The organism is Sphingobium rhizovicinum, assembly GCF_042647625.1.
Classification (GTDB): Bacteria; Pseudomonadota; Alphaproteobacteria; order Sphingomonadales; family Sphingomonadaceae; genus Sphingobium; species Sphingobium rhizovicinum.
On record NZ_JBHRVU010000004.1, the window covers coordinates 1,432,005 to 1,453,039 of the forward strand.

A 21,035-nucleotide genomic window follows, 5' to 3' on the forward strand; every position below is an offset into this window, starting at 1 on the left:
GGAGCATGGTGGCGGCTGTCACGACCGGCGCTTTTGCGGCGATGGCCAATTTCGACCTGCCTTTGCGCTATTGGCCGCTGCTATTCCTCCCCGCAGCCTTGATTTTCGCCCTCTTGCGTTGGCAGGCATGGCGCAACCGTCGCAAGGCAAGCGGTTCAGCCATTATGAGGATGATCGGCTTAATTAGTGCATCTTGCTTATTATGATCCGTTCTCCCTGAGCCTGTCGAAGGGCCGTACTTCTTGAAGAACAAGACGGGGCTTCGACAGGCTCAACCCGAACGGTTCTTACTTTCCAGTGGTTTTGAAGCGATGGCCATGCCTCAAAACAACCGCATCTGCGCGCCCTCTGGCGGTTGAAACAGGTCGGTGCGCAGCGCCAGTCGCTCGCCGCCCAACCCGGCGCGGCGGCGGGCGTGGCGGAAGCGGGTGCGGATGAGGTCGGCCCAGATGCCCTGACCCTTCATGCGGCTGCCGAAATTGGGGTCATTGTCGCGCCCGCCGCGAATGTCGCGGATCATGGCCATCACCTTGCCCGCCCGATCGGGATAATGGTCGGCCAGCCAGGCGCGGAAGAGCGGGGCGACTTCGTGGGGCAGGCGGACGAGGATATAGTTGATGTCGCGCGCGCCGGCGGCGGCGACGCGGGCGACCACGCTTTCAATCTCGTGATCGTTGATGGCGGGAATGATCGGCGACATGTTGGCCGACACCGGCACGCCGGCTTGCGCAAGGCGCGCAATGGCGGCGATGCGCCGTTCGGGATGCGGCGCGCGCGGCTCCAGCGTGCGGGCGATCTTCGGGTCGAGCGAGGTGACGGAGATCATCACCGCCACCAGATTGTCGCGCGCCAGATCGGAGAGCAGATCGATGTCGCGCAGGATACGGTCGGACTTGGTGGTGATGAAGGTCGGGTGACGGGTCTCCGCCAGCACCTCCAGCACCTGCCGCGTGATCCGCCAGTCCTTCTCGACCGGCTGATAGGGATCGGTGTTGGTGCCCATGGCGATCGGGCTGACGACATGGCCCTTCTTCATCAGTTCGGCGCGCAGCAGCTTCGCCGCGTTGGGCTTGGCGAACAGCTTCGTTTCAAAATCCAGCCCCGGCGACAGATCATGATAGGCATGGCTGGGCCGCGCAAAGCAATAGATGCAGCCCATGCTTACCTGGTGTTGATGTGTTCACTCCGTCAAGTGAATGTTCGCCGCCTGTTCGCTTCAGGGTTGGCGATACGACACGTTGAGGAGGTATGTGTCGAGTCTGCCAAGGGCCTGAAAGTGCTCCGAACCTGACTATTAGAGCGGGAAGCATCTTGAGGGGGCAGGCGGTTGAGTTTGTCGAACAAGCAATGGCGCCTACTGAGTGCTCATGATTCCGCTTTCCTATCACGGACTGAAAGCAGGTCAAATCGGTCCGTGAAACGGACTTCATGTTAGTGCTCAGCCTTCCAGGACATGCTGTATACAACGCATTATCAGCAGGTTGGCTTTCTCAAACGAGTCACATTGAGTTGGGCGGAAAATGTGTAAATCACAGAAAAATATCGCCTTTCGGTGTGATGACTTGCGTGTTCGCACGCTATCTGCAACGGTTCGGACGTCATCGTAATAACCGGTGATGGGGCGTCGTAACCCCAATGCTCTCGGCCGGTCGCAGCTTTTGCGGCCGGGTGGCCGTCGCGCATGTCCAAGGCTTCGGCCTAAAGGTGACGGCGCCGTGGCGAGAGCTTTGGTTACGAACACCCGGCTTCTGCCGGTTCGCCCCAAAATTTGGTGGAGAACCAGCATGCATTTCATGTTCGATGGTAAGTTTACGCCTGCAAGCATTGGGGCAGACTTGGAACCCTTGTGGCACTTGCTGCAGGAGAAGGGGGTCACGTCTATTACGGACGTGAGGATTTCACTTACCGGTATGGGCGATGATCATACGCGCTATCAGGTTCGTGATGAAGCCGGGATCATCACGACAATGGTTTTTGCAGCCGATCGATCTAAAACCGGTCCCGCCTCCTCTTACGTTCCGCACCCATGGACGAGCATCGCCACGCGACCCGATGAGTTGGAGGTCAATCCGTTTTCTACGGCCTTCGGCCATGATGACTGAGGGGGGAAACCTTGAGGAAAACCTGGGCCGTGCAATCGAGCTCCCTGAGGGGTGGCGAGAGTTATACTTGGAAGTCATTCACGAAATCGCCGTTATCGATCCTCACGCGCGAGTGGTGCAGACGAAAGAGAAGTTCGGCGAGTTGCGGATCTACATGAAGGCGTTCAGCGAACCAGTTTTCGGTCTAATTGACCAGGCAACTAAAAGGTCGAGGACATTATGCCAAATTTGTGGAGCGGCTGGTGTGTGGTCAAAAACGACCGATGGCTTCTACGCCACGGTTTGCTCAGAGCATTCGAAGGGCTTTGAGCCAGCCACGAGCGCGGTGTTTCGGCATGTGCGTATGGTTATACCCGAACGAAACAACAGTCATAGCGATGGGCAATAGTATGACCGATGCCGGTGTTTCCAAGCATCTCAATGCTTCGAACTGATTTGAAGCGATTCGAACGGATTTCGCGGCTTAAGGGAGGCATGTGATGGAGATCACACTTGCCGATCTATTGACTGGCGTCCGAGAACGAAAAGCCTTGCTCGGCATCGTCGAAACGGCGGAGCGGACGGAAGCGATGCAGAATAATGGTCGTCGGCGAAGCCCCGAAAAGCGGGCAATGTTGGCGCGGATCGACGAGCGGTCACGTGCTGCCGGTGTCGAGCCGATGGGTCGGACTGATGGTCAGGTGAACTAAGGTTGGATCTTATGGCTATTTCCTTGCCGACGGAGCTGATCGGACGTGCAAAGGCTTCGATCCATTCGATCATGCCGGCGCCAGCGTGCGTGGTGCAAGGGCGCGAAACCGCGTGGGCGTCTTATGCTACGGTCGAGGTAGCCAGAACGGCGATGCGGTTAGGAACGATGTCAGTCAAAGCTCGCACAACCTAGTATAATTTTAGCAGACTTCCAAAGTCCTCATGTCCCATCGCTTCCGTCATCATGAGAGGCTTGGCCGGCATCACCCATGGGCAGCCCGTCGATCGCAGCGACCGCATCCATGAGCTGTCGCCTGAGCCCCGCCAATCCCACTGCCACGACGAGGTCATGGCGATCAGCGAGGGTGAGAACCGTGCGCAGGATGAGATCTGAATTGCGCATCAGAATGACCAGATTCTCAGCGCTTGGGCTGTTCTTTCCCTCAAACCAGTTGCGCACTGCGCGCTCGTTCGAGCGGGTCAGGCGCGCGATCGTCTTGACCGCCGATGGGGTGTTGCCAAACTCCTCTTTCAGCGCCGCTGCGATGGCGATCGCGAGAGGCTCGGTTGTGATCGGGACCGGAAAAGTTTTTCCATTTTTGGACTGAAGTTTTCGGTCTTTCTTGGAAAACGACATTCGCTCGCACTCCCAATAGAATTGGTGGGAAGTCGAACCTGTCCGCTTGAGGTCAACGAAAGCAGCAGATGCAATGAACTTGTCGGAGCCGAACCCTGCTGAGACTGTGCCGCGCGATCCAATCCGCGCCGCGCAATATGTCCGCATGTCGACCGAGCATCAGAAATACTCGACCGAGAACCAGGCGGAGATCATTGCGCAGTACGCAGCGCGTCGCGGCTTCGAGATCGTCAAAACCTATGAGGACTCGGGCAAAAGCGGTCTGCGACTCGATGGCCGGGTCTCGCTCCAGCAGTTGATCGCCGACGTGCGCAGCGGCCAAACCGACTTCAAGGCAATCCTTGTCTATGACGTCAGCCGCTGGGGCCGCTTTCAGGATGCAGATGAGAGCGCCTATTATGAGTTTATCTGCCGCGAGGCCGGGATCACCGTTCAGTATTGCGCGGAGCAATTCGAGAATGATGGCAGCCTGAGCGCCACGATCATCAAGAGCATGAAGCGGGCGATGGCGGGCGAATATAGCCGCGAGCTGTCGGTCAAGGTTTTCACCGGGCAGTGCCGACTGATCCGGCTCGGCTTCCGCCAGGGCGGCGCTGCGGGGTTCGGCTTACGGCGCTATCTCGTCGACGAGCATCGACAGACTAAGGCAGTGCTAAATCATGGCGAGCAGAAGAGTCTGCAGACCGACCGGGTCATCCTGAAGCCTGGACCGCCCGAAGAGGTCGAGGTGGTTCGCCGGCTCTACCGGATGTTCGTGGTACAGCAACGGACCGAAACCGAGATCGCCAAGGTGCTAAACGAGGAAGGAATCCTCACCGACCTTGGTCGCCCCTGGACGCGCGGGACCGTCCATCAGGTGCTGACCAACGAGAAGTATATCGGGAACAACGTCTATAACCGCGCCTCCTTCAAGCTGAAGGCCAAGCGCGTCGTGAATACGCCCGATATGTGGGTGCGCGGCGATGGTGCTTTCGAGGCGATCGTCGAGCGTGACTTCTTCGAGGCCGCCCAGCGCATCATCCAGGAGCGCAGCCGGCGCTTTACCGATGAGGAGTTGCTGAGCCGCCTGTCTGCCTTGCTGGCCGACAAAGGATGGCTCTCTGGCCTGGTCATTGACGAGATCGAGGACATGCCCTCCAGTTCCACGTTCCGGCATCGCTTCGGGAGCCTAGTGCGAGCCTATCAACTCGTCGGATATGTGCCGTCGCGCGACTATCGCTACATCGAAACCAACCGCGCCTTGCGGGCGCTTCACCCCGATGTCGTGGCCCAGGTGGTCGAAGACATTGGCGAGGCCGGCGGATCGGTACGCCGCGATCCTGTCAGCGACCTTTTGCATATCAATGAGGAGTTCACGGCCTCGCTCGTGATTGCCCGCTGCCATTTGACCACCGCTGGTGGGTCGCGCTGGAAGGTTCGCTTCGACAGCGGCCTGCGCCCCAGCATCACGATCGTTGCGCGCATGGGCGAAGACAACCGCGCCATCCGGGACTATTATCTGCTGCCCTGGCTCGATTTCGGGGCCGCTGCCAATCTGAAGCTCGCGCCAGAAAATGGCATCCTGCTCGACGCCTATCGGTTCGATACCCTTGAGGCGCTTTTTGATCTGACGCGCCGTGCGCCGCTCAAGGTGGCGGCATGAGCGAACAGCCCCCAGAAATCCGCTCGGTCCCGATTGACCTGATCACGATCCTGAACCCGCGCGTCCGCAACAAGCGCATCTTTCAGGAACTGGTGAATAGCATCGCCCATTTGGGCCTGAAGAAGCCAATCACAGTGAGCCAGCGTCCGGGCAAGGCGCGGTTCGACCTGGTTTGCGGTCAGGGCCGGCTCGAGGCCTTCATCGCACTTGGCCAGGTCGAGATCCCGGCGATCGTGATCGATGCGGTCGAGGAAGACTGTTTCGTGATGAGCCTGGTCGAGAATCTGGCGCGGCGTCAGCACAGCCCGCTCGAACTTGTCCATGCGATCGGCGCGCTGCACGCGCGCGGCTACTCCTATTCCGAGATCGCTGCGAAGGTCGATTTCTCGGTCGAGTATGTGAGCGCCATCTGCCTGCTGCTCGACAATGGCGAGGAAAAGCTCATCGCCGCCGTTGAGCGCGGGGTGATCCCCCACACGATCGCTATGGAGATCGCCCGCGCAAAGGACGGCGAGGTCCAGCGTGCGCTTGCCGAGGCCTACGAGGAGAAGACGATCCCCGGCAATCAGGTGTTGGCGATCCGCAAGATCATCGATCAACGCAACACAAGCGGCAAGCAACTGCACAAGCGAGGATCACGCCACGGCCGCGTCCAAAAGCCCGTCACCTCGGAAGGCCTGATCCGCGCCTATCAGCGCGAGACCGAACGGCAGAAGCTGCTCATCAAGCGCGCTTCGCTCGCGCGCAGTCGGCTGCTGTTTGTCGCCAATGCGATGCGCCGGCTGCTGACTGATGAGCATTTCGTGACGCTGCTGCGCGCCGAAGGGCTCAGCACACTCCCGCGTGCGCTCGCCGAGCGCATCGAGCCAGCGTAGGTGTCTCATGGCTGATCTCGTCAAGATCGCTTTTGAACGCAAGGTCGTCATGCAGCCGATCGCTGACCTGCTGCCCACCAAAGCCTTGCCGGCAGGCGTGCGCGAAACGGTCAAATATCGGCGGATCGCGGCCTCGGTGGCAGAGGTCGGTTTGATCGAGCCCCTGTCGATCGCCCGCCAGAAGGGCGGCGGCTATTTGCTGCTCGACGGGCATATGCGGCTCGATGCGCTTCGTTTTCTGGACGCGACCGAAGCGCCCTGCGTCGTGGCCGACGATGATGAATCCTTCACCTACAATAAGCGGGTAAACCGTCTCGCCACGATCCAGGAGCATTATATGATCGTGAGGGCACTCGATCGCGGAGTACCCGAAGAGAAGCTCGCGCGCGCACTCAATGTCGATGTGAAGGTGATCCGACAGCGACGGCACCTCCTGGCAGGGATCAGCCCGGACGTCGCCGAACTGCTCAAGGACAAGCCGGTCGGGCACCACGCCTTCCAGAAGCTGCGCAAGATGAAGCCAATCCGGCAGCTCGAGGTGGCCGAGCTCATGGTTTCGGCGAACAATTACACGGTCAGCTATGCCAAGGCGCTGCTCGCTACATCCAAGCCCGGCGATCTCCACAAGCCCGATGAGCTGAAGAAGGCGACCGGGCTGTCGGCCGAGCAGATGGCCCGGCTCGAGCGCGAGATGGCATCGGTGAGCGAGGACTATAAGGAACTCGAAGCCTCCTATGGCGACGACATGCTCGTCCTGGTGGTCGCCTCTGGCTTCATCGAGCGGCTCCTCTCCAAGCCTGAGATCGAGGGCTTTCTGGAGCGCCGTCACCCTGAGTTTCTGGAGAATTTCCGTTCCATCGTGCAGGCGACATCGCTCGATCAGTCAATGTCGACCTGAAACCGCGGAACTTGGGGACCGGGACCCAAAAGCGCCGGGACCGTCGGAGAAGCCGTCGTGTCGGGCGGATCAAGGGCGGTGGCGGGGATGGCGGCGAACCCGCTCGGAGCCCGCTAGGCCAGCCGTCATAGGGCTGGCTGTATGCCGCTTATCGGCATATGGTCCAAGGAGCGCGCCGGTCCAGGCGTCGATCGGCGCGCTCTACTCTCTTTCGCCTAGAATTTCCTCGAAGCCTTTCGGCTGCGCAGCGAGCATGCCAGTGCGATCACAGCGGAGATGCGCGTGCAGATGGCTGCGCGTCTCGTCGAGGAGCATGGCACGCCCAAAGAGGCGGCCGATGCGGTCTGGGTGCTGGCGCGTGAAAATGGCTGGTATCGCGAAGGTGAAGGCGCCGAGCGCTTCCTTCTTACGCAACCGGGAACAGCCAAGGCTCCCGCTAACAAGGCAGCGCTCGATCTGCTGATCGCGTGGCATGGCGAACCACTCGGGCGACTGACTCATGATGGTTCTGAACGGCGCTGGAAGCCGACGAGGCGCTCGGGGCCGGCGCTGGTTCGCGAGACCACGCCGGGCAAACTCCCGGCCTTCGTCGAATCGCTTCTACCGGAAGGTTGGCTAGCCCAGGTGCTCCACGAGCGCGATGATCGCGAGGCGCTCAAGCGCGGGCGGCGCTATATGTCCAATGTTACTGTGGTCGAGGCCCGCGATGAGCTGGCGGCCCTCCCGGCGGACATCCTGACAACGCAGTTGAACGGATTCACGGACGGCGGCCGCTTCACGGGCCGTTATGACGGGCCGACGCGCGGCGCAATCGAAGAAAGTTTCGAGCAGAATCTCGCGCGGATCTTCGCCCGCGCCGAGACGCCGCGCCTGTCAGGCGTACAGATCAAGGCGCCGATGCACCTAACAGCGGGCGGCGCCCTCCTACCGGCCATCGACCTGCCGTTCACCCATATCCTGAAACCTGCCGGGACGGCGGGCTTCGAGATGCTGCCGATCGTCGAATGGCTCTGCCTGGAGCTCGGCCGTGCCGCCGGCTTTGCCGCGCCCGATATCGCGCTGACCCCGATGCCGGACGGCATGTGGCCCGCCCTCATCATCGAGCGTTTCGATATTCGCCATGGCACAGACGATCAGCGTCAGCTTGCGCTGGAGGACTTCTGTTCGGTCCTCGATCTCCCGGCATCGGCGAAATATGAGGGCACGATTGCACCAACTCTGCGCCTTCCGGCATTTGCAGCCGAGCTAAAAGGCGCTCGGGTCGTCCAGGACAAGATGGTGCCTCTCATTGCAGAACGCTGCGCTGCGCTGGCCGCAGCGCGATAAGCTAATTGCTTTTTCCGTAATGACGACGCTGCGCCATTACGGAAAAGAGCTTATCCTGCGAGACGTAAACGAGGGTCGGCGCTTCTACTCAAAAACAGCCATTTCCTCCTCGAAATCGTCGCTCCGCTGGGCTTGTCCGCGTGCATCGACGGCCCGCTCGATCAAACGCTTTTTGAGCTGCGCGCTGATCGCAGCCGCTCGGGCATAGAGAAATTTCTCGAAATCATTGTCCGTGATGCCGAAGCGATCGAGATCGCCGATCAAGTGCGATTTCATCGATTTTTCGAGGTTAGGATTGGCCTTCCTAAAGGCCCTCATGTAAACTGATGGCGCCTTTGCGCCAATTTCGCGCTTGTTTAGATAGTCATCAACGATCGTGATATTGACGATATTGTTGATCCGCCACTCTTCCTCTTTCTTTTTCGCGAGATAGGCCCTCGGGAAAAAATGGTGGTAGTTTTTGCTATTCGCCTGCTTCAGCCAGTAATTGCTGATGTTTACCACGGCATCGTCGCTGAACGATTTGGGCTGCTGATAAGCATAAAGACAGAGAATCGCTTTGATCGAACTTCGGCCGGCGTTGAACCAGCCGTTCTCGATCAGAAACTCCGGCGAAATGTCGATGCTCCAATCATAGTCGGGGGAGCGCCCCTTCAGAATCCGATCGATGCGACGGATATCCTGCGCGAGCTTGCTCTCGACGGAGGAGGAATAGCGGGCGCCCAATCCGCAGCGCCAGAAAAAGTCCTCGAGTTGGCCGCGCTGATCCGCATCAGGCTTGTCGGGATGATGGTAGAAAAAATACGCGAACGGTACGAGTAGCGTGTTGTAGGGCAATAGCTTGGAAACCGGAATCCGGTAGGTGTGACGGAAATATTCCACCGCTCGCTCGAAGGCATCAATCACCTTCGGCCATTTCTCGATAAACTCGCTCTTCTTCAGCTTCAGAATCGTCTGCTTTTTGCAATCCTTGGCGATGATCAGGGAAATGAGTTGGAGCAGGATCGCGTCTGATACCGTCTCATAGTTGACCGTTGTGAGGCGCTCGATCAGTCCTTCATATTCGGCGGAAAGATCAAAATCCTTTTCTTCATCGAACGTCTTTGCAACCATGATCTCAAAAACGCTCAACGCTTTTCCGCCGACGTTGATCCGGGTGAAAATCTCCGTGGCGACATCGATTGCGACGTCCCGGACCTGAATGATCGAGAAATCGTAGCTCTCGATGCGACGACGATAATCCGAAATCTTGCTATGGTACTGCGCCGGGAAGGCTGCCAGCTCGGCGAAAGAGCCGTGTAGAAGGTTTTTCAGGCGAATGAAGGTGTTGGCTTCCAAGCCTTCAATGTCCGTCGTGACAATCTGATCGTCCTCGCCCGCTTCAAGGTTCACAAACATATCGGAGAAATCGTCGCTATGCCCCGAGCTGCGCATGACCGTGATGCCGCGGATGGCGGCGTACAGGCTCGTCAAGCGCTGCTGGCCGTCCAGGACGAAGGCCACGGTTTCGCCCTGCTTTGGGCTAGGCAATGGGGCATTGCCTAGCTCGCGCACGCTCCTCAAGCGATCCTTCGTCGACCAGAAAATGAAGGTGCCGACCGGATATCCCTTGATGACACTATCCAGCAGCGCGGCGGACTTTTGGAGTGTCCAAACGAACTCGCGCTGGAACTGGGGGATTTTGACCTGCCCGCGTTCGATATCGGTCAGCAGCGAGGAATAATTGGCATGGGTAGGACTGGGAAGCGACATGGATTATCCAATCTGTACGGCTGGTTCTTCTACCATTGCTCAGCAAAATGGCCGGAAAGGCGGTCGATCGAGGAGGGTTTGTCGCCCATCGCACACAGGCCCAGATAGGTGGCTGCGCGCGTTGCCCCCACATAGAGATATCGCTCGAACAAGGTGGGCTCGTTTTCGGCGAGCTTGTCGATGCCGACGAAGAACACCGCTTCAAACTCGAGCCCCTTGATGTGCCGTACATCGAAGACCCTGATCTCATCGTCTCGACCGATGATCTTGCCATCGACACAGGCGACGGCATGCAGATTCTGCTCCTCGATAACCTCATTCAGCGCATCGGTGAGTGGGCGAACGGCTCCCTCGTCATGAACGAGGATCGCGATAGACGGCAATGCGCGTGGGGAGACGGAACGCTCGATCTCCGATAGCCGCTTTGCCAACCAGTGGGCGATCTCGCCGTAATCATGCAGGCCTGCAACAATCACTGGCGGAACCGCATCATTATTGACGTCGTCGGGCAAGCCGGCATCCGCCGTCGATCCAGAAGCGGGATCAGCCAGTGCCTTGGCCAGGTCATGTAACTGCCGGCTTTGCCTGTACGCGATCGAAACCCGTTCGATCGACATGCTGGGTTCGACCCATTTGAGGCTGTCCTCGGTACGGCTACCCCATTCTGTGATGCGCTGATTGAAATCGCCGCAGGCGAAGAACGATCCGATCGGCTCGACTGCCAAGGCGCGCATGCAAGCAAGCTGCACCGGCGAAAAGTCGGGGGCCTCGTCCACGAGAATTTGATTGCGCTGGATATCGTGCAGAGCACGCAGTGGCTCATAGGCAGCCTGCTCAATGTTCCGACGCACGCGATTATCCGCGAGCAAGGCATTGCCAGCGCGCAGCATCGCCAAAATCACGAGATCCGCTTCCAGCGGGTGTAGATCGCGGCCTGGGTTCGTATCGGGATACCAACGCTCTCCGCGCTCACCTCTCCTGAACTGCCTGTATCGGGCGGGGATCTTGCTCAGGTAATGCCGGACAGGTGCGCTGAAGCGATTGAGGGACAACTGCCATCCTAACCGCTCGGCCAGCCCGCTCGCCTCGGCGTCGGTCAGGCCCCGATCCGCAACCCAGTCGAGAACGAGAGCGCTTCGAGAGCTCGTTGAACGGCGACGTGTCTTGGCGCGCGCCTGAAGCCGTAGGGCAGCATAGTAGGCGCGTTGGGCAGCGGCCGGCTTGTTCGTCGGCCGGTCTTCCTCTTCGTCATCTTCGTCATCGAGATCATCGTCGCCGTGATCGGCCTGATCATCCAAGGTGTCGAGGTAGGCGATTAGCTGCTCGAAAAAGTTCTGACCTTGGGTTCGTGCGCCAGCCTGCGCGCGCGCGAGTGCGGCTTTGAGCACGCTGTCGACATCAGCTCTTACACGCCCGAGAATGCGGCGGACGTCTTCACTTAGCGAGACAAGGGCATAGATGCCGCTTGCCGGAGTGGACGTCCGTGCGCTTTGAATGGCTGTGCTGAGGCGCCCACCCAGTTTTGCGATTTCCGCGTCCGTGGCAGCCTTAAGGATGGCTGCAGCGCTCTCGAGACCCGACCAGAAGTCGCTGTCCTGCTTGGTTTGAAACTGCTCGAACCAGTCGATCGGCGATTCTACGGCCTCGGCGGTTATGGTGGCCGCAGCATCCTTCAGAACGAACGGCCCACCGCCGTTTGCGGTGCGCAGGATCGAAAGGTGGTTCCGCGCGAGTTCCTTGCGATGTCCGATCCACGTTTTGATTCGCAGATCCGACGCTGACACATTGTTTCTATTGAAGGCCTCTTTCAGATACTGCCCGAGTAGATCGGTGGGCGTGAACATAATCCAGCTCTGGCCGTGTGCCAGCGATGAGGGGGAAGCATCGACCAGGCTTCGCTCGTCCTCGCTCAAGCCATGGGGATCGAGCTTTTGCCCCAGACGGCGAATGAGCGTCGTGGTCTTGCCCGTTCCCGGCGGACCCAGGATCAAAAGCTGCGAATCAAGCGACAATCGGAAGATGGCATCTTGATACTCGTCCAGCACCGCCTGATCGCGCAGCTGCATCTTGTCGATGATACCGCGCTTGCGCCCAATCGTGACATTGTCATCCACTTCGGCTGCCTTCAGCATGCGCTCGATCTCATCCAGCGCATCGGCAGGCGCATCACGCTCGGAAACCAAGCGCAGCAATGAGGCGATCGTGAGGGTCTTCTGCCCTTCCGCCTCGAAGATAGTATCCCGCGAATCCCAGCCGTCGGGGAGAGCCTCGGCGTGAAATAGGGTTCGCTCCACGACCTCAAGTGAGCCCCCCGGCAAATCAATGTATCCACCCGGTCGCAACGATGCCAACCGACCGACCGGCGCGTTGTAGCTGGCGAACCGAACCTCGGCATCGAGCAACCCGGAAGGCGCGAACCGAGAGATGTAGAAGGTGGTATGCTTGTCCGCCTCGTCCGCCGCGATCACCCTGGCAACAGCAGGTTCGCGGGACAGGATTTGGTGGCCATTGAGCATTTCCCGGCCGATCTCGTTGAGCTTTGCGACGGCTTTTTCGGTCGTCAGCGTATTCAGCGGAGCGAGGCTCTCCGCGGATGGCCCCTTGAAACGGGCAAGTTCTGCCCTGGCGCCGGCCGCTACCCGATCGAAGATGGTCAATGCTTCTCGTGCAATATCACCGATATGTTCGTCGCGATTCAGGCTCAAAGCTGTTCCCCCCATGAGCCCCCATACTTGCAAGGAGGCAGCTCAAAATCCACCACAAGTCTTTCAGGACGCGCTATTAATTCTCGCGGCTGCGTATGTCGCACCCTGCTTTAAGACAGCCGGCCTCAAGCACTGGCTTGAACCTCGATTGTCTGCCCAGAAGTCAGCATGACGATCAGCCCGCGTTCGGTGCCGGTCATGTCGAGATAGGCGCGAACCTGCGCGCGATAGTGCTCGACCGTCGCCGCAGTCGGCTGCACATCGCTCTTCCAGTCGATCACGACAGCAGGCTTGCCGTCGCTGTCGAAACTGGTCGCATCGGCAATACCGACCGTCGCCTGCTCAATCCCTTCGACATCAACTGCCGCATAGACAGTCAGTTCGGGCACCAGACTGGGGCGCAGCTCGGCGATTTCCGGCAGGTTGAGGGTCCGCACCACGCAGCTGGCGAGTTCGCCGGGGTTTAGGCCTTGGGCAGGATCGTCCATCACCGGCTTGACGATTTCCAGGATCAGTGCCCGAGCCCGATCGGCCAACGCCGTTTCACCAGGATCGGTCTCGCCGGTCAGCACCTCTTCAAGCAGCTTATGGAGGATTAGCCCGCGCTCGCGCCCACCCTGAACGCTAAACGCCGACCCTTCGTTATCGGGCTGGCCGTCATCGCTAGCCGCCCAGACATCCACGGCTTCAGGCGTCAGTACCGGGCCGGCGTGGCTTTCATCGCGGCTCGGCGCGAGCCAGACCAGACGCTGGCGCTTATCGAGGATCGCGGCGGCTTCGGCGGCAAAGCTATCGCGGGTCTGGGCATTGACTGCGTGTGCCGCTGCTGCGCCCATCCCTTCGGGCAGATGCGAAAGTTCGAGCGCCGGCAGTTCGGCCAGCGACAGATCGACCAGCGAAATCCAGGCGGACTTGGACTGAGCAGCATCAAGGCGCGGCAGCACCAGCAATTCGCGGGCACGGGTCGCCGCGACATACCAGAGACGGATGCGTTCGCGGTCGAGTTCCGCTTTTTCGGCGTCGAGCACCGCCTCATAGCCTGCCGGTTTCACGCCGAAGACCGGGCAATAGAAGGTGTCGCTGTCGCGGTCGGTTACGGGGCTATCGGGCGCCTTGATCCCCGTCATCGTGTTGATGGGGACGACGATCGGCCATTCGAGCCCTTTGGCGGCGTGCATGGTGTAGAGCGCAACTGCTTCTTCCTGCGCGTCCGGCCGCCCTTCGACGGCGCGTGCCTCGTCGGTCCAGGCCGCCGTCATCGTCTCGGCGAAGGCGCGCAGCCCCCGAACCGCAAATGCCGAGGTCAAGCTCAGATAGAGATCGACATTGCCAAGCGCGCGCTCGGCCTGACCGCGGTGACGCGCCAAGAGGATTGGCCGCACCCGCAACGCATCGATCGCCTGAGACAGGAGCTCATGCGGCGTAGTGCTGTTGCACTGACGCTGGAGCGCCTGGAGTTTCTCGATCGTCGCCCGAGCCAGCGGATGTGCGATGTCGGCCGGATCGACGCCAAGGTCGAAACGCGGAAGTTTTTCGGGTGCGTCCTCAGCGCGCGGGAGCGCCCAGATGATGTCGAGGAATTGCTCTTCGGTCAGGCCGACGAGCGGCCCACGCAGCAGCGCGCCGAGCGCGAGTGTATCGCGGCGATCGGCCAAGACGCGGGTGAGCGCGATCAGGTCCTGAACTTCCTGGCGGCGGAACAGGCCTTTACCGGCCTGCGTCGCGACCGGGATCCCATAGCGCTCCAGGGCTTCCTCATAGCGCCACAGGTCGCTGCCGGTGGGCGCGAGCAAAGCGATGTCGCCTGGGCGACACAAGCGTCCCGCGCCAGTGCGCCGATCGAGGATCATTTCGCTGCCGATGAGCCGGGCGCACATTTGCGCAACGGCTTCGGCCTCGCCATCGCGCTGTTGCTCGGCCGACGCTTTGCCGTCCTCGCCTGCGACCACGACATCAAGTGCGGCAATACATAGCGCTTCCCCGCGATCGGCATGGAAGGGGTCGAGCGCCGTGAAGCCGGGTTGGCCGTCGCTAGAGAGCGGTCCCTCGAACCGTTCGTTCACGAAGGTCAGAATCGGCGCGCAGGACCGGAAGTTGGTCGAGATCGAAAGGACGCTGTCCTCGTCCTGGGCGATGAAGGCATCGCGGGCACGGACATAGGCCGACACATCGGCGCCTCGAAAACGGTAGATCGCCTGCTTGGGATCGCCCACCAGGAAAAGGGCACCGGGGCGGATGACAAAGCTGACCCAATCACTCGCATCTCCAGCCTCCGCAGGCTCACCGCACAGGCGCCAGAAGATTTCGGTCTGGAGCGGATCGGTGTCCTGGAACTCATCGACCAGCACTTTGGAGAAGCGGGCGGCGAGCGCGCGGCGGACATCGTCATGATCGCGCAGGAGATCGCGCGCCGCGAAGATCAGGTCGTCGAAATCGAGCAGCGCGGCGGACCGCTTATAGTCGCGGAAATGATCGAGCACGGGGCGCACTTCGCCGATCAGGTCGGCTAGAACGCGGCTCGCGACATTCTGGGTGAGCGTCTGCCATGCCGCACCGCATGCCGAATAGGCCGCTTCCGCTGCGAGATTGAGCCGCTCGCCATCTGCTTTGGCGAGACCTTCGCGTTTGGCCGCCTCAACCCATTTGCCCTTCTTCTTGAAGGCCAGGAACGTGCCCGCCTTGGTGCAGAGGTCGGGATGCGGCGGGAAGGTCAGCAGCCGCACGAGCCCGGCAGGCGTATCGATGGCGGGTCCGCCCTCAAGGCCATCCGCCATCTCCGAGAAGCGCTCGGCGAAGACCGCTGTCTCTTCCTCGACGGCCGGCGCGGTGCGGATGAACTCCGCGAAAGCCGCTGCCGCCGCTCGAAACGCGGCGAGATGCGGAGCAAGCGGGTCTGCGGCGGGGGCGGCAACGGTACGCCGCTTGCGCAGATTATCGACGATCCGGTGGATGAGGCCAACTGTCTCACTTGGGCTGTAGAGTACCATCTCCGCGATGAGGCCACCCTCTGCACCGGAGAGCTTTTCGCGCAGCCACGCATCGACGATCTCGATGAAGGCGAGGTCGGCCTGGTTGCGATCCATGACACTCGCGCCGGGATCGATATCCGCCTCGACCGGATAGGGTTTGATCAAGCGCTGGCAAAAGCCGTGAATGGTCGAGCAGGTGATCTCATCGATATGCGCGGCAGCCTCAGCCAGATGCGCCTTGTGCTGTTCGGAGAGCCCATCGGGGAACGCGATCTTGAGTTCGGTCGGGATCGTTCCCGCAACAAGCTCGCTGACGAAATCGCGGACGCGCACAAGAAGCTCGCTCGCGGCCAGTTCGGTGAACGTCACCGCCGCGATCGATTTGGGCACAGCGCCTTGCGCCAGCATGGCCGCGATCCGGCCCGCCATGACGGCGGTTTTGCCCGATCCGGCGCCCGCTTCCACGAGGAGCGACTGGTCATGGCTGCTGATCGCAGTACGGCGCGCAGCGTCGTCGCGCAGGATATTCAGAGCGGCGGTCATCACTGGGCCTCCCAGACCAGAGCAGCATCACCGAGGAGCTCGGTGGCGGCGGGCGTTTTGCGTTTGCAGTAAGTCGCGCCGGCATTGGCAGGCAGCGCGAAGGCGAGATCGTCATATGTCCCGCCGGTGTCCGGCCCGATCAGCGCATGGCCAGCGCTCAGGCTTGCGCTTGCGAATTGGAGATAGCCGGTGAGTTCGCCAAGCGTCACTTCGGCGTCGGCGAGCTGAAGGTCGGTCTCGGTACGCGGATACAGCAGCGAGGCGCTGATCGATACGTCCGCTCCCAACAGGGCTTTCACCGCGAACGCATAGAGGCAGCGCTGCAACTCACGGCCACCATCGATGCTGATATGGTCCTTGGGCGGTCGGCCGGTCTTATAGTCCCGGACGAGCGCGCGCTTGCCATCACCCGAAAGATCGAGCCGGTCGATATAGCCTTTGATGGCAAAGCCGGTTTCAGGGATCGCGACCGGGGTCGCCGCATCCCATGGACTGCCGGCGCCGGTCTTGGGCGTGGCGCCACCAAAGGCCACCTCCCCATAGGAACGAGCATTGTCGAGATGCTCGCCGCGATAGGTGAGCGCGCGTTCTGCAAGAGCGCGGGCATCATCGAGCGTGCGCCGCCAGATGACCGGTGGCGGGACTGCCCGCTCGCTTTCCCAGACGCCAGCGACGCTTCCTGCGGCGGCTTCGATCGCAGCGGATATCTGGGCCTCGCCTGCATTGGCGAGGCCGCCATCAGCTTCGAGATCCTGAAGCGCGAGGTCGAGGGTCATGTGGACGAGATCGCCCATCGCCAGTGCGTCGAGCACAAGCGGGTCGGTGCCGCTCTCAGGCATTTGCAGGCGCATGCCATAGCGCCAGACGAAGCCCAACGGATTACGCAGGAGTAGCCTCAACGAGCTGGCCGATTGGACCCGTGCGAGGATATCGAGCAGCAGCGGATGGTCCGCACGAACCAATCCGTCGTGCGGGGTAATCTCCTTGCGATGCCAATTGCGCCAGGTGGTGAGCGCGCTGGCGGCTTGCGTGTCGCCGGCGAACTCATCCGGTCGCGCCATCAAGCGGTCGGTCTCGCTGAAGGCATGAGTGGGTACGGCGTTACGACCGATGTAGATTTCGTCCGTAACCGGGCCGAGCAACGCGCTCCGGCCGAGCAGGCGCCCTTCGCCGTCTCGCCGCGCCCGCGACATTGTGACCTCGATCTCTGTCGTCGCCAGGATGGTCTCGAAATCACGCCGATCCGCAGCGCCAATCGGCAGCGGATCAAGTTCGGCGGTAGGGATGATATGGTCGGAGATGAGGCGATCTTCGGAAATCCCGCGCGGCCAGCGCGAGGAATTGAGACCGATGAGGCGCACATGGCGGCGCGGCGATGCCGCAAGCGCGCTGGCTGGCATCCATGCCGGCGACACGCAGACCTCAAGGCCGTCATCCTGCTTCAGATTCTCGAGCGTAGTATCGAGCGACACCGATGGGCCAGCAAGAAGTGCTTTGCGCCATATCGCGAGCGCACGGCCGGTCAGGAAGGCAGCACCAACCTCATCGGCTGCCGTATGCCCCTTCGCGAGTAGATCGACGATCGCGCGCAAGGTCGCCGTGTGATCCTGCGCATCGGGCCAGTCCGCAGCCGTAAGACGAGACAGCAACCGATCCCAGGCGCTGAGAGAGGCAAGCGGCGCGTCGGCCGGCAGAACGCGCAGCCACCCTTGCGGCAATGACTGGAACGGGCCGGCCTCTGATCCGCAGAGCGCCGCGAGACGACGCATGCGAGTTTGTGAGAACCCGCGGATCAGAATATCGGCAAGCGCTGCTGCGGCCTGTCCCTCGCGGGTGGTGGTGACTTTGATGCCGTGGACGAAATGAAGGTCGAGGTTGGCGTCCGCACGCAAGGCGAGGAAGTGATCGTCATAGTCGGCAGTCGAAGCGGCGGCGATGGCGATGTCGGAGGGATCGATGCCGTCTGTCACCATGAGCGCGCGCGCCCAGCGAATCGCCTCAACGGCTTCGTGAAAGCCGGTGGCGGCGCTGACCATGTGCTGCTCCGGTGTCAGCGCATCCGAGCGGCGCACCTCGATATCGGTCGCGGCGAGCCACTCCGGGACGGGACGCGGTCCAGCGACCCATACGACAGGAACATGCGCGGCAAGCGCCGCGAGAAGCGGACGCCAGCTTGGCGAAAGTTCGGTGGTGCCGACGATTTCGACGGAGCCGAGAACCGCCGGAGCGTGAGCCAAGCGCTTGAGCGCAGCGGACGCCAGATCGGCGGGCCGCATCATTCCAGGCGGCAGCCGATCCTGAACGGCCGCTTCGAGGCGGGCAATCGACTCGAGGCGTGGATGTTCATGCGCGCGCGCGGCCAAATCGATGCCCGAGCGCCATACCTTGTGGAGCGTATCAGCTGCGGCATCGACCATACCCGGCAAGAGCTTGATGCCATCCAGCTCGCCCAAAGGCGTCTCGGGCACGACTGTCTGGATCGCGCTGCGCAGGCTTTCGTCGTCGATAGGCCGCGTGAAACCGCCCGCCAGTCGGACGGCGAGCTGCTCGAACGAGAAAATCTGTAACCCGTGAAGCCGCTGCCGGGCAGCATTGAGGCGCAACTCGCGGATCGCCAAACGGCCATGCGCGACGATTGTGCGCCGATTAGGATTGGTGCTCACCGCCAACTTCCTCCTACTGTCTCGCCGGTTCCGCTTGACGCGACTCCATTGCATGGATAAAAACTATACGGGCATTGCAGATATGTCCATATAGTTTTTATCCCCTCGTGATGTGAAGGAACCGAATCAGATGACCAGCGAGGGGCCAGCGCTGAAATGGGGCGTCGAGCGCCGCCTCGAATTCATCGAGTTCCGGCTATTCTGGGAAGGCGGTGTCAACCGATCGGACATCATCGATACATTCGATGTGTCAGTGCCGCAGGCATCGAAGGATTTGACGCTCTATCAGGAGCGCGCGCCGCACAATGCGCTCTATGACAAGAGCGCCCGTCGCTATGTGGCGGGCCCGGATTTCGAGCCGATTTTCCTGAAGCCCGACCCTTATGGGTATTTGTCACGCCTGCGGTCAGTCGCGGAGGGACTGATCGAACTGGGCGAGTCCTGGATCACTCAGGTGCCCGATACTGATATCGCGCTGACACCCCGCCGAGACATCAACCCCGAGGTGCTGCGCACCATATTAGGCGCGGTACGAGACGTGCGATCAGTCGATATCCACTACCAGTCGATGAGCAAGGATCGGCCCGATCCGATCTGGCGCCGCATGACGCCGCATGCCTTCGGCTATGATGGCTTTCGCTGGCATGTGCGCGGCTACTGCCACATCACCGACAAGTTCAAAGACTTCCTGCTGCCCCGCATCCTTGATGTCGGAGAGCTTGGCGAAGCTGGCGCGTCGCCCGATCAAGACTCTCTGTGGCAAGAGCGCTTTGCCATTGAGGTTGGCCCGCATCCTGCCCTCACCGAGAGCCAGAAGGCGGTGGTCGCCAAGGACTACGGGATGGCGAACGGGTCGGCCGTGCTGACCGTTCGCTACGCGATGCTATTCTATGTGCTCAAGCGCCTTGGACTCTTGGGTGACGCCGCTCAGCTACCCGCACGCAGCCAACATATCGTCGTCGTCAACAGAGCCGATACCGTCGCAGCGCTTGAGAAGGCGGAGTTCGCGCTGTGAATTCTGGCAATTGCGCAGAAAATCAAAAGTACCGGATGTCGTTCAGTGTTGGCGGGCTGATGCTCAATGAGAGCCTGGCAATCGCCCAGGCTTACAGACCCGGTGAGGCATGGGCTTGCGCTCGCGAGCGCTTGCTGGCGCAAGGCGCGTCGTCCTTGCCCAAATTGGCCTCACAAACCCGCGCGCTACGTGAGGTGTACGACCGGATAGGTCATCTCTCCAATGCTGAGCGCCGTTACCTGTCGGCAGAGGCGGATCGCGCCGAGCAGCAGGCTGTGATGTGGCTAGCGATCTGTCGGACCTATCGCTTTGTTTACGAATTCGCGGTCGAAGTGATCAATGAGCGGTACCAATCCTGGCGCCTTGATCTAGGCCATGAGGTATTTGACCGTTTTCTCGCGGATAAAGCGGAATGTGATCCGAACCTCGCGGCACTGTCACTATCAACCGCCGGGAAATTGCGACAGGTCCTGTTCCGGATTTTGCGTGAAGCCGGGTTGAGGAGCGTCGAGGGCAGAATTCAGCCGATTTGGTTGTCAGGGCACATGAGGCGGCTGATCGAGGAGAGTAATCCGGCTGATTTGCGGATCTTTCCCGGGAATGGGGGGTAACTGTGAGTACGAGACCTGATCGGCGCGTTCGCGCCGAGCACCTGTTTAGGGTGATTTCCAGCCAACGATTTCTGCAGAAGCAAGGGTTGGGCAACGAGGTTCCCTTCTTCATTTGCGCTTTCGATGCGGAGGACGGCCTGAGCCTGGGTGAGGATCGCGGAGATCTGATCGCCCGGCTGGGGCATGCCGGTGTGCGCGTCCTTGATATCGACCTCTATGACCTTTCGATCAAAATCCTCGAGGACCGCGGGATCTTTGCGCAAATCCTTGAGGTTGAGGCCGAGACGGACAAGGCCGAGCTCAAGGAACTATTGCAGGGCGTTCTCGACCCTCAAGAACATCTCATTCCGGCGATTGCGCGGCGCATTGAGGAAACCCCACACGATGTGATCTTCCTGTCAGGCATCGGCGAGGTTTACCCCTACCTGAGGTCGCACAACGTGCTCAATAACCTGCAAAGCACTGCGAAGGACCGCCCGACGGTCATGTTCTTTCCGGGGAAATATACCCATGCATTGGCCACTGGAGCTTCGCTCGAATTGTTCGGCTTGCTGCATGATGACAAGTACTACCGCGCCTTCAATATCATGAATTACGAGGTCTGACC

16 protein-coding genes are annotated in these 21,035 nt (G+C 60.7%); 10 read left to right on the forward strand and 6 right to left on the reverse strand.

Going from position 1 to position 21,035, the window contains the following annotated elements; translation table 11 throughout:
- Positions 1–5: 5 nt before the first annotated feature.
- The gene (locus ACFOKF_RS08315; RefSeq protein ID WP_380794889.1) at positions 6–206 is read left to right on the forward strand and encodes a hypothetical protein; all 201 of its coding nucleotides are present in this window, start codon (positions 6–8) and stop codon (positions 204–206) included.
- Between the two features lie 116 nt (positions 207–322).
- Here the strand turns inward: ACFOKF_RS08315 and ACFOKF_RS08320 are convergent, their stop codons facing one another.
- The gene (locus tag ACFOKF_RS08320; protein WP_380794890.1) at positions 323–1,159 is read right to left on the reverse strand and encodes a PA0069 family radical SAM protein; all 837 of its coding nucleotides are present in this window, start codon (positions 1,157–1,159) and stop codon (positions 323–325) included.
- A gap of 625 nt (positions 1,160–1,784) precedes the next feature.
- Here ACFOKF_RS08320 and ACFOKF_RS08325 point away from each other — a divergent pair.
- Positions 1,785–2,102: a hypothetical protein gene (locus tag ACFOKF_RS08325; protein WP_380794893.1), complete on the forward strand. Its 318-nt coding sequence runs from the start codon at positions 1,785–1,787 to the stop codon at positions 2,100–2,102.
- Positions 2,103–2,581: 479 nt separating this feature from the next.
- Positions 2,582–2,791, forward strand: coding sequence for a hypothetical protein (locus ACFOKF_RS08330; protein ID WP_380794896.1), 210 nt, complete (start codon positions 2,582–2,584; stop codon positions 2,789–2,791).
- Positions 2,792–3,012: 221 nt separating this feature from the next.
- Here the strand turns inward: ACFOKF_RS08330 and ACFOKF_RS08335 are convergent, their stop codons facing one another.
- Positions 3,013–3,429 carry a hypothetical protein gene (locus tag ACFOKF_RS08335; RefSeq protein WP_380794898.1) on the reverse strand — a complete coding sequence of 139 codons (417 nt, stop codon included), beginning with the start codon at positions 3,427–3,429 and terminating at the stop codon, positions 3,013–3,015.
- A gap of 73 nt (positions 3,430–3,502) precedes the next feature.
- On the opposite strand from ACFOKF_RS08335, the gene ACFOKF_RS08340 reads away from it, so the two are divergent.
- From ACFOKF_RS08340 to ACFOKF_RS08355, 4 genes are all read left to right on the forward strand, one after another.
- Complete coding sequence (locus ACFOKF_RS08340; protein ID WP_380794901.1) at positions 3,503–5,071, forward strand: recombinase family protein; 1,569 nt, start codon at positions 3,503–3,505, stop codon at positions 5,069–5,071.
- Positions 5,068–5,946: a plasmid partitioning protein RepB C-terminal domain-containing protein gene (locus ACFOKF_RS08345; protein WP_380794904.1), complete on the forward strand. Its 879-nt coding sequence runs from the start codon at positions 5,068–5,070 to the stop codon at positions 5,944–5,946. The genes ACFOKF_RS08340 and ACFOKF_RS08345 overlap by 4 nt, the downstream gene beginning before the upstream one ends.
- 7 nt (positions 5,947–5,953) lie before the next feature.
- A complete protein-coding gene (locus ACFOKF_RS08350; RefSeq protein ID WP_380794907.1) occupies positions 5,954–6,844 on the forward strand; it encodes a plasmid partitioning protein RepB C-terminal domain-containing protein in 891 nt (296 codons plus the stop codon).
- A 288-nt stretch (positions 6,845–7,132) separates the two neighbouring features.
- The gene (locus tag ACFOKF_RS08355) at positions 7,133–8,170 is read left to right on the forward strand and encodes a HipA domain-containing protein (protein WP_380797719.1); all 1,038 of its coding nucleotides are present in this window, start codon (positions 7,133–7,135) and stop codon (positions 8,168–8,170) included.
- Between the two features lie 84 nt (positions 8,171–8,254).
- Here the strand turns inward: ACFOKF_RS08355 and ACFOKF_RS08360 are convergent, their stop codons facing one another.
- From ACFOKF_RS08360 to ACFOKF_RS08375, 4 genes are all read right to left on the reverse strand, one after another.
- Positions 8,255–9,922 carry a GmrSD restriction endonuclease domain-containing protein gene (locus ACFOKF_RS08360; protein WP_380794909.1) on the reverse strand — a complete coding sequence of 556 codons (1,668 nt, stop codon included), beginning with the start codon at positions 9,920–9,922 and terminating at the stop codon, positions 8,255–8,257.
- A gap of 29 nt (positions 9,923–9,951) precedes the next feature.
- Entirely contained in the window at positions 9,952–12,627 is a 2,676-nt protein-coding gene (locus ACFOKF_RS08365; RefSeq protein ID WP_380794912.1) for an ATP-binding domain-containing protein, read from the reverse strand.
- A gap of 125 nt (positions 12,628–12,752) precedes the next feature.
- Positions 12,753–16,139: a UvrD-helicase domain-containing protein gene (locus tag ACFOKF_RS08370; protein ID WP_380794914.1), complete on the reverse strand. Its 3,387-nt coding sequence runs from the start codon at positions 16,137–16,139 to the stop codon at positions 12,753–12,755.
- The gene (locus ACFOKF_RS08375) at positions 16,139–18,802 is read right to left on the reverse strand and encodes a PD-(D/E)XK nuclease family protein (protein WP_380794917.1); all 2,664 of its coding nucleotides are present in this window, start codon (positions 18,800–18,802) and stop codon (positions 16,139–16,141) included. The genes ACFOKF_RS08370 and ACFOKF_RS08375 overlap by 1 nt, the downstream gene beginning before the upstream one ends.
- Before the next feature lie 130 nt (positions 18,803–18,932).
- On the opposite strand from ACFOKF_RS08375, the gene ACFOKF_RS08380 reads away from it, so the two are divergent.
- Genes ACFOKF_RS08380 through ACFOKF_RS08390 form a run of 3 tightly spaced genes read left to right on the forward strand, consistent with a single transcriptional unit; the run spans position 18,933 to position 21,033 of the window.
- Positions 18,933–19,817, forward strand: coding sequence for a WYL domain-containing protein (locus ACFOKF_RS08380; RefSeq protein ID WP_380794919.1), 885 nt, complete (start codon positions 18,933–18,935; stop codon positions 19,815–19,817).
- Positions 19,814–20,428: a DUF1819 family protein gene (locus tag ACFOKF_RS08385; RefSeq protein ID WP_380794922.1), complete on the forward strand. Its 615-nt coding sequence runs from the start codon at positions 19,814–19,816 to the stop codon at positions 20,426–20,428. The genes ACFOKF_RS08380 and ACFOKF_RS08385 overlap by 4 nt, the downstream gene beginning before the upstream one ends.
- A 2-nt stretch (positions 20,429–20,430) precedes the next feature.
- On the forward strand, positions 20,431–21,033 hold the full coding sequence (locus ACFOKF_RS08390; RefSeq protein WP_380794925.1) for a DUF1788 domain-containing protein: 603 nt from the start codon (positions 20,431–20,433) through the stop codon (positions 21,031–21,033).
- The last annotated feature ends 2 nt before the right edge of the window (positions 21,034–21,035 follow it).

Bases quoted from the DNA above. Each gene is read 5' to 3' on its own strand.
- ACFOKF_RS08315 (WP_380794889.1), top strand. From the start codon at position 6: ATGGTGGCGGCTGTCACGACCGGCGCTTTTGCGGCGATGGCCAATTTC.
- ACFOKF_RS08320 (WP_380794890.1), bottom strand. From the start codon at position 1,159: ATGGGCTGCATCTATTGCTTTGCGCGGCCCAGCCATGCCTATCATGAT.
- ACFOKF_RS08325 (WP_380794893.1), top strand. From the start codon at position 1,785: ATGCATTTCATGTTCGATGGTAAGTTTACGCCTGCAAGCATTGGGGCA.
- ACFOKF_RS08330 (WP_380794896.1), top strand. From the start codon at position 2,582: ATGGAGATCACACTTGCCGATCTATTGACTGGCGTCCGAGAACGAAAA.
- ACFOKF_RS08335 (WP_380794898.1), bottom strand. From the start codon at position 3,429: ATGTCGTTTTCCAAGAAAGACCGAAAACTTCAGTCCAAAAATGGAAAA.
- ACFOKF_RS08340 (WP_380794901.1), top strand. From the start codon at position 3,503: ATGAACTTGTCGGAGCCGAACCCTGCTGAGACTGTGCCGCGCGATCCA.
- ACFOKF_RS08345 (WP_380794904.1), top strand. From the start codon at position 5,068: ATGAGCGAACAGCCCCCAGAAATCCGCTCGGTCCCGATTGACCTGATC.
- ACFOKF_RS08350 (WP_380794907.1), top strand. From the start codon at position 5,954: ATGGCTGATCTCGTCAAGATCGCTTTTGAACGCAAGGTCGTCATGCAG.
- ACFOKF_RS08355 (WP_380797719.1), top strand. From the start codon at position 7,133: ATGGCTGCGCGTCTCGTCGAGGAGCATGGCACGCCCAAAGAGGCGGCC.
- ACFOKF_RS08360 (WP_380794909.1), bottom strand. From the start codon at position 9,922: ATGTCGCTTCCCAGTCCTACCCATGCCAATTATTCCTCGCTGCTGACC.
- ACFOKF_RS08370 (WP_380794914.1), bottom strand. From the start codon at position 16,139: ATGACCGCCGCTCTGAATATCCTGCGCGACGACGCTGCGCGCCGTACT.
- ACFOKF_RS08380 (WP_380794919.1), top strand. From the start codon at position 18,933: ATGACCAGCGAGGGGCCAGCGCTGAAATGGGGCGTCGAGCGCCGCCTC.